At 51.0% G+C, this 13,035-nt stretch carries 13 protein-coding genes; 11 read left to right on the top strand and 2 right to left on the bottom strand.

Translation table 11 applies throughout. The annotated features are described in order from the left end of the window. Window positions 1-112: 112 nt before the first annotated feature. From HZB31_14045 to glgB, 5 genes are all read left to right on the top strand, one after another. A complete protein-coding gene (locus tag HZB31_14045; GenBank protein MBI5849043.1) occupies window positions 113-1,534 on the top strand; it encodes an Ig-like domain-containing protein in 1,422 nt (473 codons plus the stop codon). 169 nt (window positions 1,535-1,703) lie between these two features. After that, a complete protein-coding gene (ilvD, locus tag HZB31_14040) occupies window positions 1,704-3,356 on the top strand; it encodes a dihydroxy-acid dehydratase (protein ID MBI5849042.1) in 1,653 nt (550 codons plus the stop codon). Window positions 3,357-3,458: 102 nt separating this feature from the next. Continuing rightward, on the top strand, window positions 3,459-5,198 hold the full coding sequence (gene ilvB, locus HZB31_14035) for a biosynthetic-type acetolactate synthase large subunit (protein ID MBI5849041.1): 1,740 nt from the start codon (window positions 3,459-3,461) through the stop codon (window positions 5,196-5,198). Between the two features lie 21 nt (window positions 5,199-5,219). Beyond that, on the top strand, window positions 5,220-5,708 hold the full coding sequence (gene ilvN, locus HZB31_14030) for an acetolactate synthase small subunit (GenBank protein ID MBI5849040.1): 489 nt from the start codon (window positions 5,220-5,222) through the stop codon (window positions 5,706-5,708). 132 nt (window positions 5,709-5,840) lie between these two features. After that, window positions 5,841-8,039, top strand: a complete 2,199-nt coding sequence (glgB, locus tag HZB31_14025; GenBank protein MBI5849039.1) for a 1,4-alpha-glucan branching protein GlgB — start codon at window positions 5,841-5,843, stop codon at window positions 8,037-8,039. Here glgB and HZB31_14020 read toward each other — a convergent pair. Then, window positions 8,036-8,233 (bottom strand): YtxH domain-containing protein, encoded by a 198-nt coding sequence (locus HZB31_14020; protein MBI5849038.1) that lies wholly within the window; start codon window positions 8,231-8,233, stop codon window positions 8,036-8,038. The two genes, glgB and HZB31_14020, sit on opposite strands and share 4 nt — an antisense overlap. 135 nt (window positions 8,234-8,368) lie before the next feature. Here HZB31_14020 and HZB31_14015 point away from each other — a divergent pair, with 135 nt between their 5' ends. The 4 genes from HZB31_14015 to HZB31_14000 all read left to right on the top strand — a co-directional run bounded on the left by HZB31_14015 (window position 8,369) and on the right by HZB31_14000 (window position 11,101). Next, the gene (locus HZB31_14015; GenBank protein ID MBI5849037.1) at window positions 8,369-8,977 is read left to right on the top strand and encodes a tetratricopeptide repeat protein; all 609 of its coding nucleotides are present in this window, start codon (window positions 8,369-8,371) and stop codon (window positions 8,975-8,977) included. Next, a complete protein-coding gene (gene cysK / locus HZB31_14010; GenBank protein ID MBI5849036.1) occupies window positions 8,974-9,882 on the top strand; it encodes a cysteine synthase A in 909 nt (302 codons plus the stop codon). The genes HZB31_14015 and cysK overlap by 4 nt, the downstream gene beginning before the upstream one ends. A 226-nt stretch (window positions 9,883-10,108) precedes the next feature. Then, entirely contained in the window at window positions 10,109-10,867 is a 759-nt protein-coding gene (locus HZB31_14005) for a D-alanyl-D-alanine carboxypeptidase (protein MBI5849035.1), read from the top strand. A gap of 75 nt (window positions 10,868-10,942) precedes the next feature. Continuing rightward, window positions 10,943-11,101, top strand: a complete 159-nt coding sequence (locus HZB31_14000) for a hypothetical protein (protein MBI5849034.1) — start codon at window positions 10,943-10,945, stop codon at window positions 11,099-11,101. 34 nt (window positions 11,102-11,135) lie between these two features. On the opposite strand, the gene HZB31_13995 is transcribed toward HZB31_14000, so the two are convergent. After that, the gene (locus tag HZB31_13995) at window positions 11,136-11,507 is read right to left on the bottom strand and encodes a phage holin family protein (protein MBI5849033.1); all 372 of its coding nucleotides are present in this window, start codon (window positions 11,505-11,507) and stop codon (window positions 11,136-11,138) included. Window positions 11,508-11,617: 110 nt separating this feature from the next. Between HZB31_13995 and raiA the strand changes: the two genes are divergently transcribed. Then, window positions 11,618-12,151: a ribosome-associated translation inhibitor RaiA gene (raiA, locus tag HZB31_13990; protein MBI5849032.1), complete on the top strand. Its 534-nt coding sequence runs from the start codon at window positions 11,618-11,620 to the stop codon at window positions 12,149-12,151. Between the two features lie 42 nt (window positions 12,152-12,193). Then, window positions 12,194-12,988 (top strand): enoyl-CoA hydratase/isomerase family protein, encoded by a 795-nt coding sequence (locus HZB31_13985; protein ID MBI5849031.1) that lies wholly within the window; start codon window positions 12,194-12,196, stop codon window positions 12,986-12,988. The last annotated feature ends 47 nt before the right edge of the window (window positions 12,989-13,035 follow it).

Raw genomic sequence — 13,035 nt, 5'->3', positions numbered from 1 at the left:
GCAAAGACGTGACCGACTATGCGACGGCATTCAGGACAGAGACCGTAGCGGCGTCAAACGGCACGATAACGCTAACAGTTAACGAAAATCCGGTGTTCGTGGAGGTGCGGTAATGAAACTAAGAATGATCGTGTCTGTGCTATTAGTGGCGACGCTGTTTGCATGCGGTGGTGGCGGTAGGGGCAGCGATAATGGTGGCAGCAATACATCTTCAGAGCTAGTTTCAATAGCCATAACGCCATCTAACACGAGCGTCACGGTCGGAAGTACACAACAGTTCATGGCAACCGGAACGTATTCGGACAACAGCACGCAGGACCTGACTTCGACGGTAACCTGGACTTCGTCAAACAGCGCTGTGGCAACGGTGAACATTTCCGGACTTGTCACACCCGTTTCAGCCGGTCTGATTACCCTAGCCGCTGCAAGGGGAGCGCATTCCGGCAGCACAACGCTGACCGTGCTCGCATCGACCAGTAATTCGACACCTTCTTCCGACCCTGACATACAATCTTTGAGCCTCAGTAAAACAATCGAAATTGCGAATGCCTCACGTCCTGAAATCATCGTTACGCCTGACAGGGTATTCATTCTTTACCTGTCAATATCCCCCTCCAGGTCTTTTAATGTTGTTGTTTATGACCGCAACATGTCGTCTGTAGTTTCCACGGCGGTTCTGGTATCAACAGACCCGACCTATGGTGATCCAACGGACATACGGGTCATCTCAGACGGCCCGTATCTCTACGCGTTTTATGAAACCTGCAATGATGCGCAGAACAAAACGTATCTTTTCGGGGCCAAATATACACTCGACGATACCTTTGCGAGGACTGCCTATACCGGCGTGATTACGCAGAGCACGAAGTTTACGGTAGCTGCAGAAGGGGATGAAAAAACGGACGATCCGGCTCCCATGGTAAACGGCAATGAGGTCTACGTTATGAAGAGGATCAAATCCACGCTGGCGCAATCAGGAGCAACAAGATACCGCCTCAGGAAATTCAGCAAGAACTTTCAGCCCGTGGATTTCTCTGCAGGGGTGACGGCATACGACCTTGATCTCTCAGCATATGCTGACGGCGAAGCCAGACAGGCGAGCATTCTCTTTGCCGATGGCTATTACTATGTTACCGTGCAAACAGCAGTCGGACCGAGCAGCATCAACAATGATAATGTCGTATGGACGATCCCGGCCAGCCTGCTGATGGTAAGGATGGATCCTAATTTCAGTGTCAAGGACAGCAGGATCGTCAGTGCTGAAGCCGGATATACCGAGGGATACGTTACCGGGTTCAAGTCTGACAGCAAATACTTTTATCTGACGTATAATCATGTGAAGATCGGCACTGAATTTTCGTCTGTCATTAAAATATTCGATAAAACCTGGAACGAGATCCTTACGAAGAAATATGCGTCCGTGGCAGCCGGGGCGCTCAGACCGTCGTTAGAGGTGAGCACAAATCAGGTTTTTGCCGGCAATATCGATGAAGCGGCGCTCAAAGCAATGATTTATATATTCGAGAAGAAATGACCTGCACGATAGCGGGCTCCCAAATATAATATGAATTAATTACTGCCAAGAACTTGCAGACTTTTTCGCTTATCCTGATAATATCAGAATAAGGCGATGAGGTATTTCTTATCATCGCCGGACTGCAATCAGCGGGAAAAACTCCAGAGTGTAAAGGCAGGGATCTTTCATGAAAAGCGATATTATCAAGAAAGGCATTGACCGGGTTCCTCACCGGGCGCTGCTGTATGCCACCGGCATATCCAAATCCGAGATGGGCAAGCCGTTCATCGGTGTTGCCACAAGTTTTACCGATCTTATCCCCGGCCACACCGGCATGCGGGACCTCGAACGGTTCATCGAAAAGGGAGTCCATACCGGCGGAGGGTATCCCTTTTTCTTCGGCGTTCCCGGCATTTGCGACGGCATTGCCATGGGCCATAGCGGTATGCATTACTCCCTTGCCTCGCGCGAACTCATAGCCGATATGGTAGAGACGGTCGCCTCTGCGCACCAGCTTGACGGTCTCGTACTCCTGACGAATTGTGACAAGATAACCCCTGGCATGCTTATGGCGGCTGGCAGGCTGAATATCCCCTGCATCGTGGTGACCGCAGGCCCCATGTTCTCTGGCCACTACAAGGGCAGGCGGCTGAACCTTACGAGCGACACGTTCGAGGCGGTCGGTAAATTCCGGAAGGGGCTTATCAAGAAGGATGAACTGGATAACCTTGAGATGTGCGCCTGTCCCGGAGCAGGGTCCTGCCAGGGCATGTACACGGCAAACACCATGGCCTGTATCACTGAAGCTATCGGCATGAGCCTTACCGGGTGTGCAACAGCCCTTGCCGTATCCTCAAAAAAGCGGAGGATAGCCTTTGATAGTGGAATAAAGATCGTGGATCTCGTGCAGAAAAACATTACACCGAGGAAGATTATGACCATGAAGGCGTTTGAGAATGCGATTATGGTTGACCTTGCCCTGGGTGGTTCGACCAACACCGTGCTTCATATACCGGCAATAGCCCACGATGCTGGCATAAAGCTTCCGCTTGAGACCTTTGACCGGCTTTCGAAAAAGACGCCGCATATCACGGACATGCTTCCGGGTGGAAAGAACTATATGGAAGATCTCGATTATGCAGGCGGCATTCCGGCAGTGCTCAAAAGACTCGGAAAGAAGCTGCACAATACGATAACCGTCAACGGAAAGGCCATCCATGATATTGCAGGTGAGGCTGAGATTTTTGATGAAGATGTTATCCGCCCGATCGACAAGGCCTACCATAAGGAGGGTGGTATTGCCATACTGAAAGGCAATCTGGCTCCGGGAGGCGCTGTGGTAAAACAGTCTGCCGTGAGCAAGAACATGATGCAGTTCGAAGGCACTGCAATAGTGTTTGATTCCGAGGAAGCTGCTATGACCGCTATCCATGCCGGAAAGGTAAAGGCAGGCCATGTTGTTGTTGTCCGCTATGAGGGCCCTAAAGGCGGTCCTGGTATGAGAGAGATGCTCGCACCTACCGCAGCGATTGCAGGCATGGGGCTGAGCGAGTCTGTAGCGCTTATCACGGACGGGAGGTTCTCTGGCGGCACGAGAGGCCCCTGTATCGGCCATGTATCGCCTGAGGCGATGGAAGGCGGTCCTATTGCCATTGTCAAAAATGGTGACCGGATCAGTATTGATATAGCAGAGCGGGAAATTGAGCTGAAGCTGGGCGATCAGGAGATAACGAAGAGGCTGAAGGCATGGAAACAGCCGTCTCCGAAGATCACGAAAGGGTATCTTTCGCGCTATGCCAAGCTTGTGAGTTCGGCAAATGAAGGCGCCATCGTGCGCTGAATGACTTCCTTTTGTTGAAGTTAACAGGGTTTTCTGTGATACAATATGCGAAATTTCATAATTGGTCGGAAGCTGAATGTCTGACCGGGGAGCGGTAGAACAATGAAGATGACTGGCTCAGAGATCCTTTTAGAATCACTGAAGAAGGAAGGCGTTAAGCACCTGTTCGGGTACCCGGGAGGCGTTGTGCTGAATATCTTCGACCTTCTCCATGACGAAAAGGAGCTTCAGCTTATATTAACGCGCCATGAGCAGGGCGCTGTTCATTCAGCAGACGGCTATGCGCGCGCAACAGGCAAGGTAGGTGTAGCGCTGGTGACTTCAGGGCCGGGTGCCACGAACACGGTCACCGGCATTGCGACCGCTGCCATGGATTCGATCCCGATGGTGGTCATTACCGGACAGGTTCCCACCATGCTGATCGGCAATGACGCGTTCCAGGAAGCGGACATTGTTGGCATCACAAGACCCTGCACAAAATATAATTTTCTCGTAAAGAACGTCAGCGACCTTGCTCTTACGATAAAGGAGGCATTTCATATCGCCAGTACGGGCAGACCCGGCCCGGTGCTTATAGACCTGCCAAAAGACGTGACCACCAGCAAGGCTGAATTCCACTGGCCGGATCAGGTCAAGATCAGAAGCTATAACCCCACATATGAGGGCAATAAGTATATGATTACCCAGGCTGCGCATATGATAGCCAAGGCGAAGAAGCCTTTGATCATAGCAGGCGGCGGCGTCATATCGTCGGATGCCTCAAAGGAACTGAGGGAGTTTGCAGAGACAACTGGTGTGCCGGTGACCATGACGATGATGGGCCTCGGCGGGTTTCCCGGATCGCATAAGCTGTCTTTGGGCATGTTAGGCATGCACGGCACCTATTTTGCCAATAAGGCAGTGCAGGACTCGGACCTTCTGATCGCGATCGGTATGCGTTTTGATGACCGGGTCACCGGCAAGATAGACGCTTTCGCACCGAATGCAAAGATCATTCATATTGATATCGACCCCACCTCGATCAGGAAGAACGTGCGTGTTGATCTGCCGATCGTCGGTGATGTGAAGCGTGTGCTCACGGTCATGAACAAGGTGATCCATGAAGAGGTGAAAGATCCCTGGGCTGAGGTGAGAAAGGCATGGACAAAGCAGATCGATGTCTGGAAAAAAGAGCATCCCATGGACTATGACAGGGATGCGGATGTGATCAAACCGCAGTATGTCATTGAGAAGATCAACGAGCTGACCAAGGGCGATGCGATCATCGCGACCGAGGTCGGCCAGAACCAGATGTGGGCAGCACAGTTCTATAAGTATGACAAGCCGAGGACATGGCTCTCCTCAGGAGGCCTCGGCACCATGGGTTACGGCCTGCCTGCGGCCATTGGTGCGCAGCTTGCGTTTCCGAACAAACTGGTCATTGATATTGCCGGTGACGGCAGCATTCAGATGAACATCCAGGAACTGGCGACTGCGGTCATCAACAAGCTGCCGGTAAAGGTGGCGATTCTGAATAACCGCTTCCTCGGCATGGTGCGTCAGTGGCAGGAGCTCTTCTTTCAGGAGAGGTACTCGCACACCAAGCTGCATGATACGGTGCCGGATTTTGTGAAGATAGCAGAGGCGTACAGCGCGGTCGGGCTCAGGGCGACAAAGAAATCAGAGGTCGTGCCGGTGCTGAAGGAGGCCTTTGCGATCAAGCGGCCGGTATTTATGGATTTTGTGATCGACTGGACCGAGAAGGTCTATCCGATGGTGCCTGCAGGGGCTGCCATCGACCAGATGCTGTTCCGGGAAGAAGACGTGAAGAAGCCTGAGAAGAAACTCAAGGCAGTGAAATAACGAGAGGATAAGAGGAAAGCCATGAGACATACCATATCTATTCTTGTCGAAAATAAATTCGGTGTCCTTTCGAGGATATCAGGGCTGTTTAGCGGAAGGGGCTATAATATCGAGAGCCTCTCGGTGGGCGAAACCATTGACCCTAATGTTTCGGTCATGACGATCGTTACAAGCGGCGACGACTGGATCGTCGAGCAGATCAACAAGCAGCTGAACAAACTGATCGATGTGATCAAGGTTGTGGACATGACCGAACTTGACCACGTGGAGAGGGAGATGGTCATGATCAAGGTCTCACCGCGCCAGGAGGACAAGGCAGAGGTTCTCAGGATCGCTGATATCTTCCGGGGCAGGATTGTCGATTCGAGCCCCAAGACCTATACGATTGAGGTTACCGGTGAAGAGAAGAAGATCGAGGCCTTTGTGGAGCTCCTCAGACCCATGGGCATCAAGGAGTTTGTCCGTACTGGCAAGATCGCCATTGCGCGGGAAGGGATAAAGAAGCCCTGATTGTTTTTGAATCTGTCTTTTTCAAAGCCCTGCATGACCTGCAGGGCTTTTTTTGTTGCTGGTTAAACAGATATCGACGAAACAGTGCATATGATATACAATAAACGCAGATGGAGGCATTAGCGTAGCTCAATGGGAATTCAGGAAAATATCAGAAAGATCGTAAACGGCAACCACGCAGACCCTTTTTCAGTGCTCGGCATGCATGTTGTGAGCGAAGACGGCAGCAAGCATGTTGAGGTCAGGGCATTTCTTCCTGAGGCTAAGGCTGCATGGGTTATTGATGAGAAGAGCGGGTCGCTTTATCCGATGGGAAATACCTATCGGTTCGACTTTTTTGTCGCAAAGACATCTGCGCTCATCCCTTTCCCCTATCGCATCAAAATTAAAAAATACGATGATACGGAAGAAGAGTTCAGGGACCCGTTTTCTTTTGCACCGGTACTTACTGACTTTGATCTGCATCTGATTGGTGAAGGAACTCACTATAAGAAGTATGAGAAGCTCGGAGCCCACGTAACCGAGATATGTGGCGTCAGCGGAGTGCACTTCGCTGTTTGGGCCCCTAATGCTTCGAACGTGAGTGTTATCGGGAATATCAACAATTGGGACGGAAGGCGGCATCCGATGCGTCTTCTCGGCCAGTCAGGCATATGGGAGCTGTTTATCCCCGGTATCGGCAGCGGGGAGGTCTATAAGTTCTTAATCAAGTCGCGCTATAACAACTTCGAGGCCGAAAAGTCTGATCCCTATGCATTCTTTTTCGAACAGCGGCCGAAAAGCGCCTCGGTTGTCCGTGACATCAATACCTATACCTGGAATGACAGCGCCTGGATCGAAGAACGTCCTCAAAAGAATTGGCTGCAGTCTCCTGTTTCGATCTATGAAGTTCACCTCGGCTCATGGATGAGGGTGCCTGATGAAAATAGCAGGTTTCTTACCTACAGCGAACTTGCCGACACCCTGATACCGTATGTGAAAGAGATGGGATATACCCATATAGAACTGCTTCCTGTCTGCGAGCATCCGCTTGACGCGTCGTGGGGATACCAGACCGTAGGATACTTTGCCCCGACAAGCAGGCATGGCACGCCTGAGGAGTTTATGCATTTTATCGATGAATGCCACCGAAGCGGCATCGGCGTGATCCTTGACTGGGCGCCTGCGCATTTCCCCAAGGACGGTCACGGCCTGGGGTTCTTTGACGGCACCTGTCTCTATGAACACGAGGACCCCAAAAAAGGCGAGCATCGGGATTGGGGCACACTCATTTTCAACTATGGCAGAAACGAGGTCCGCAATTTCCTGATCTCAAACGCACTCTTTTGGATCGAGAAATATCATATCGACGGCCTCCGTGTTGACGCAGTCGCTTCCATGCTCTATCTCGACTATTCCAGGGAGGAGGGCGAATGGATACCGAACAAATACGGCGGCAGAGAGAACCTTGAGGCAATCGATTTCATCAAACAGTTCAATGAAGTAACACATGGGTACTTCCCCGGCATCCTGACCATAGCAGAGGAGTCCACAGCCTGGCCCAGTGTGACCAAGCCTGTGTATCTTGGCGGCCTCGGTTTTGATATGAAGTGGAACATGGGCTGGATGAACGATATGCTCGATTATGTGACAAAGGACCCTCTATACAGGAAATATCATCAGAATAATCTTACCTTTGGACTGCTCTATGCGTTTTCCGAAAACTTCGTGCTTGTCCTCTCTCATGACGAAGTGGTGCATGGAAAACGCTCCATGCTCAACAAAATGCCGGGAGATACATGGCAGAAGTTTGCCAACCTCAGACTTTTTTACGGGTTCATGTTCGGCCATCCGGGCAAAAAACTTCTTTTCATGGGAGGAGAGTTCGGCCAGTGGGTTGAGTGGAACTTTGATCAGAGCCTTGACTGGCATCTCACGCAATACCGGCAGCACAGCAGGCTGCAGAGATATATGCAGGACCTGAACCGCCTTTATAGATCTGAGCCGGCACTTTTTGATATGGATTATGACTGGCAGGGCTTTGAGTGGATCGATTTCCGCGATACGGACAACTGCATTGTCTCTTTTATCAGGCGTGCAAAGTCGCCTGGTGACCATATTGTGGTTGTCTGCAACTTTACCCCGGTGCCGAAGGATGCATACCGGGTTGGCGTGCCTGAAGCAGTATATTACCGTGAGATTTTAAACAGTGATTCCCGTGAATACTGGGGCAGCAACCTCGGCAATCAGGGCGGTCTGCAGTCTGCTGCCATCCCGTGGCATGGCCAGCCCTGCTCTATGGAGATCGTGGTTCCGCCCCTTGCCGTGCTCTTTTTTAAACCCTTGCGTTAGGCGATCTTGTCTTTCAGTTTCTTTGTGTAGTCCGCTGCATAGTCCTTGACGTCATCTGCAAGCTCTGCGATCTGCTTCCTTGTTTTTCTGCCGGCCTGCGGCGCGAAAAGCAGAGCAAGACCTGCACCAACAATGCCGCCGACAAGAAATGATACCAAAATGGCCGGGCCTGTATTGTCATCTTCGTAAAACATGTGAACCTCCTGTATTGTTTTCTTTCAGCCTATCATTAATCATGCCTGAGGTCAACAGCTGCCGGCCCGGAAGCGCCTCAAAATATCAGTTGTTCTGTTATAATCAAATTTATTCCTGCGCTAAACGGAGCGACCATGAAACTATATATTACAATTATTATCTGCCTGACCCTGAGCGTTGCCTCGCTCGCCTTTGCCGCTGATCAGGAGATCCAGACGGTCTATGACAGGGCCAACGAAAGCTTTAATGAAGGCAATTACGACGCGGCAATTAAGGACTATAACAGGGTGATCGAGCGATATCCTGATTTGATCGAGGCATATTACAGTCGGGCCACGGCTTTTTACAAAAAAGGGAAATACGACGAGGCAATAAGCGATTTCAGCCGGGTTGTGTCGGACCGGTCCGAGCGGGCGGACGCGCTGAATAGCCGTGGCCTGGCATATTTGAGAAAGGGCGATTACGAAAGGTCGATCAATGACTTTTCAAAGGTGCTTGTTCTGAGCCCCAAGCTTGTCGAGGCATACTACAATCGCGGCATAGCGTACCGCGGAATGGGCAAATATGACCTTGCGATCGAGGATTACAATAAGGTGCTTTCGCTGAAGCCGAGCGACAGCAACGCCTATATGTCCCGGGGTATTGCGTATCTGAACAAGGCAATGGCTGATTTTAAGTATGCCTGCGAGCAGGGCAATAAAAATGCCTGTGAAAACCTTAAAGAGATATCGGGGGGGAAATGAGCGTCATCGACTGCATCGGCAACACGCCTCTGGTAAAGATTGAGGTGATCAATCCTATGCCGGAAGTGGAAATTTTCGCAAAGCTTGAAGGCAACAACCCTGGAGGCTCGGTCAAGGACCGGATCGCCCATTACATGATAAAGGACGCCGAAGATGCCGGCCTGATTAAAAAAGGCGACACGATTCTTGAGGCGACCTCTGGCAATACGGGTATAGGCCTTGCCATGGTCGGCGCAGCAAAAGGGTACCGGGTGAAACTGGTGATGCCTGAGTGTGTGAGCCTTGAACGGAGGAAAGTGCTCGAGGCCTTTGGTGCGGAGCTTCTGCTCAGCCCGGGCAACGAAGGCACTGACGGAGCGATACGCCTTGCGCGCAAGATAGTCAGTGAGCATCCGAAGGACTATTTCATGCCGAACCAGTTCGACAATAACTCAAACATCAGGGCGCATTACGAGACAACCGGTAAAGAGATTATTGAGCAGACAGGCGGCAAACTGGATATGTTTGTCTCCGGCATGGGCACGACCGGTACGATCATGGGAGCTGGCCGGAGGCTGAAGGAGTTCAATAAAAATATCAGGATCGTGGGTGTGGAGCCGCTTCTGGGCCACCGCATTCAGGGGCTGAAGAACATGCAGGAATCTATTGTGCCGAAGATCTATAACAGTTCGGCAATAGACGAGAAGATCAATGTGAATGACGAGGACGCCTTTGAGACTACCCGCAAGCTCGCGGTCAAGGAAGGGCTATTCGTCGGCATGAGCAGCGGCGCTGCAATGTTCGGAGCCCTGAGAATGGCTGAGCAGTTGAAGAAAGGTATCATAGTCGTCATTCTCCCTGACCGCGGTGACCGCTATCTGAGCACCACGCTCTTTGCCTCAGTCTGCGGTAAATGCCCTCCGTAATGGGGATAACAGGGTAACTGAGATTTTTTGAGCTATGCAGCGTTATTTATTTTTCTCTGCACACTGTTTTTTTTCTAATTATCTTTATTCATTTTGCAGATTATAGCTCACGGATTATATAGCATTGATGCCATAATTATTTTAGCTCGGGTTATCGGCATTTTATTGCAATTCACTGTATGAAATGGGTACACTTTATATAGTGCGTATCAACGGGAAGATGCCGATGAAATTAATTGTAAGACTTTTGACTATGAGACATATAACCGAGATAAAAAAAATCACTGCATCAGTTCTTTCCGCCTTTTTGTCCCTGGCGTTCTGCCTTTTGCTATCTGTTTCCACGGCCTTCGGAGAAGAGATAAAGGCGAGGGGAGCGGTCGTAATGGAGGCTGGAACAGGCAGGGTTCTCTTCGCAAAGAATCCCGAACTCAGGCTTTTTCCCGCAAGCACGACGAAACTGATGACTGCGCTGGTGGTGCTCGACAGGATGCGTCCCGATGATATAGTCACGGTGAGCGCGCGGGCAGCTGCCGCACCTCCCACGAAGGTAGGACTCCGGCCTGGCTTTACCTTAACGATCAAGGCATTGCTCCATGCGGCACTGATCAGATCAGCAAATGATGCTGCCGTTGCATTAGCCGAGGCTGTGGCAGGCTCTGAAGAGGGTTTTGTAGAACTTATGAACATGAAGGCGGCTTCTCTCGGTCTGTACAATACCCGGTTCATTAACCCAAACGGTCTTCCAGGGCCCGGTCAGTATACAACGGCTTTGGAGCTGGCTCAGATCATGCGGGAGGCGCTCAGGCATCCCCTGCTGCAGGAAATCCTCGGAACACGTGTCGCTGAAATATCGACTGTCGATGGCAGAACAAAGAAGATCAGTAATACGAACCATCTGCTCTGGTCTGATCAGGACCTCATACTGGGCAAGACCGGGTACACCAGAGATGCGCGGCACTGCTTTGTCAGTGCTCGAGACTGAGGAAGCTGTACTCTCATTGTCGCCCTGCTGGGCGAGCCGGTTCGCGTACTTTTATGGAGTGAGACCGCGAATCTGATGGCCCTCGGTGCGCGCGTGATCAACCACCTCGAAGAGCCTGTCGTCTATATAACCAGCGCGGACTATGACGCTTCAAAGGTCAAACGTACCTCAGGTAAGGCCAGGAAGCCGCAGATCAGAAAAAGCAGGGTTAGGCAGAAGCGTTCTCACGTTTAACAGTCTGGCTGTTGATCAATCTGTTCCGAAAGGACTATTTCTTATCTTCCTCTGAGGGCATGAGGCAGCCGAGGACCATGCTCGCAATGCTTATGACGAGTGCTCCCCAAAATGCAGGCTTAAATCCGTCAACATGAAACCCGAGCTGGAACTGGCCGGAAAGCCATGACGTGATGCTGAGCATCATTGCATTGATCACAAAGGTGAAGAGTCCCAGCGAAAGGATGAGCAGGGGAAAGGTAAAAAGCTTGATAAAAGGCCGCAGGAATGTGTTTACCAGACCGAAGAGGACCCCCACGATCAGGATGCCCCACCACTGGCCGGAATAGATAATGCCCGGCACAAATTTGACCGCGAGCATGATCGCGATGGTATTCATAATCCACTTTATAAATGCCTGTTTCATATCTCTATTGTAGCCTGCTCCAGAGAGTGCGTCAATCGTTGACATGCCCTGCTTTGCCTGATAGTATGAAATCAGAAGGACCGTAAATATATATTGATGGAGGACAGGTTATGAAGCTTTCATTGCAGATCACGGCGCGGGATTTTGAACTCACAGATGCAATCAAGGCGGAGATTACAGAGAAGGTTGAAAAGCTCGAAAACTTTTGCGATCAGATCATCAAATGCAGAGTTGTTGTTGAAGCTCCTCATCGTCATTCACATGACGGCAGACTATACAATGTCAATATCGACCTTAAAGTGCCGGGCAGCGAGATTGTAATAAAGCGTGAACCGAATGAAGACCTGTATGTGGCCGTCAGGGATTCCTTCAATGCCGCAAAACGTAAGATCGAGGAATTCGTTGCCCAGCAGCGCAGGGAAGTGAAGCACCACGATGAGGCTCCTCATGGCAAGATCGCTTCCCTCTTTCTTGATAAGGGGTATGGTTTTCTTGCCAAGGTTGATGGCAGCGAGGTTTATTTCCACGAAAACAGTGTGCTGAATAAGGGTTTTGAGAAGCTCAAAATCGGCATGAAAGTGCGTTTTGCCGAGGAACTGGGAGCCAAAGGTCCTCAGGCGAGCAGCGTGACGGTTTTGGGCTGAGCTATTGTTGGGCAGCATAAAGACGTATACTGAGGCGTATGGATGGTAAAGCATAAACAACGGTTGACAGTTCTGTTAAGAAGGAAGTCAGGCATTGCCTATCTTGTTCTTAACCGGCCTGACGTGCTTAATACGATCAACAGGGAGATGCTCGAACGGCTCGGGCATCTCCTTGATTCTGTAAGGACGGACGACTCTGTCCGGGCAGTAATTATCACAGGTGCAGGACAAAAGGCTTTTTCTGCCGGTGCTGATATTGGATTTTTCAGTTCTGCTGATCCCCTCGAAATACGGGCCCTCGCTCAACTCGCCGTAAAAACATACGCCCGGATAGAGAATCTGGGCAAGCCGGTTATAGCCGCTATCAACGGTTATGCCCTTGGCGGCGGCCTTGAACTCGCCGAGGCCTGCACCCTCAGGGTAGCGGTCAATACTGCCAGGCTTGGACATCCTGAAGTGCGCATAGGTGCCGTAGCTGGATGGGGAGGCACGACACGTCTTTCCCGCCTGATCGGCAAAGGTCGTGCTGCAGAGATGCTTCTGACAGGCAAGATGATCAGCTCGCAGGAGGCTTTGGAATTCGGGCTTGTAAACAGGGTTGCGGAACCTGAAGAGCTGATTGCAGAGACAGAAGCTCTTCTGCAGGAGATTCTTGCGCAGGCTCCTCTTGCGGTCAGGATGACCTGGGAAGCGATGCACAGGGGTCTGGATATGTCCCTGGATGAATCAGCCCGGCTCGGTGCCGACTACTTTGGGCTGATCGCATCTGCCGATGATTTCAAGGAAGGGACCAGCGCCTTCATCAAAAAGAAGAAACCTCTTTTCAAAGGACGTTAGTTACTTGCCTGACGTTTCTGCTATAATCCTGTACCGAAAAACCAGAC

The sequence above is a fragment of the Nitrospirota bacterium genome (assembly GCA_016235245.1).
In the GTDB taxonomy this organism is placed as follows: Bacteria; Nitrospirota; Thermodesulfovibrionia; order Thermodesulfovibrionales; family UBA6898; genus UBA6898.
The sequence above is the reverse complement of the archived record's forward strand: the minus strand, read 5'-3'. Positions and strand labels throughout refer to the sequence as shown.

Excerpts from the sequence above, each read along its gene's own strand:
- HZB31_14045 (MBI5849043.1), top strand. The coding sequence starts at position 113 with ATGAAACTAAGAATGATCGTGTCTGTGCTATTAGTGGCGACGCTGTTT.
- ilvD (MBI5849042.1), top strand. The coding sequence starts at position 1,704 with ATGAAAAGCGATATTATCAAGAAAGGCATTGACCGGGTTCCTCACCGG.
- HZB31_13985 (MBI5849031.1), top strand. The coding sequence starts at position 12,194 with ATGGTAAAGCATAAACAACGGTTGACAGTTCTGTTAAGAAGGAAGTCA.
- HZB31_14020 (MBI5849038.1), bottom strand. The coding sequence starts at position 8,233 with ATGTTTTACGAAGATGACAATACAGGCCCGGCCATTTTGGTATCATTT.
- raiA (MBI5849032.1), top strand. The coding sequence starts at position 11,618 with ATGAAGCTTTCATTGCAGATCACGGCGCGGGATTTTGAACTCACAGAT.
- HZB31_13995 (MBI5849033.1), bottom strand. The coding sequence starts at position 11,507 with ATGAAACAGGCATTTATAAAGTGGATTATGAATACCATCGCGATCATG.
- HZB31_14005 (MBI5849035.1), top strand. The coding sequence starts at position 10,109 with ATGAAATTAATTGTAAGACTTTTGACTATGAGACATATAACCGAGATA.
- glgB (MBI5849039.1), top strand. The coding sequence starts at position 5,841 with ATGGGAATTCAGGAAAATATCAGAAAGATCGTAAACGGCAACCACGCA.
- HZB31_14000 (MBI5849034.1), top strand. The coding sequence starts at position 10,943 with ATGGCCCTCGGTGCGCGCGTGATCAACCACCTCGAAGAGCCTGTCGTC.
- ilvN (MBI5849040.1), top strand. The coding sequence starts at position 5,220 with ATGAGACATACCATATCTATTCTTGTCGAAAATAAATTCGGTGTCCTT.
- ilvB (MBI5849041.1), top strand. The coding sequence starts at position 3,459 with ATGAAGATGACTGGCTCAGAGATCCTTTTAGAATCACTGAAGAAGGAA.
- cysK (MBI5849036.1), top strand. The coding sequence starts at position 8,974 with ATGAGCGTCATCGACTGCATCGGCAACACGCCTCTGGTAAAGATTGAG.
- HZB31_14015 (MBI5849037.1), top strand. The coding sequence starts at position 8,369 with ATGAAACTATATATTACAATTATTATCTGCCTGACCCTGAGCGTTGCC.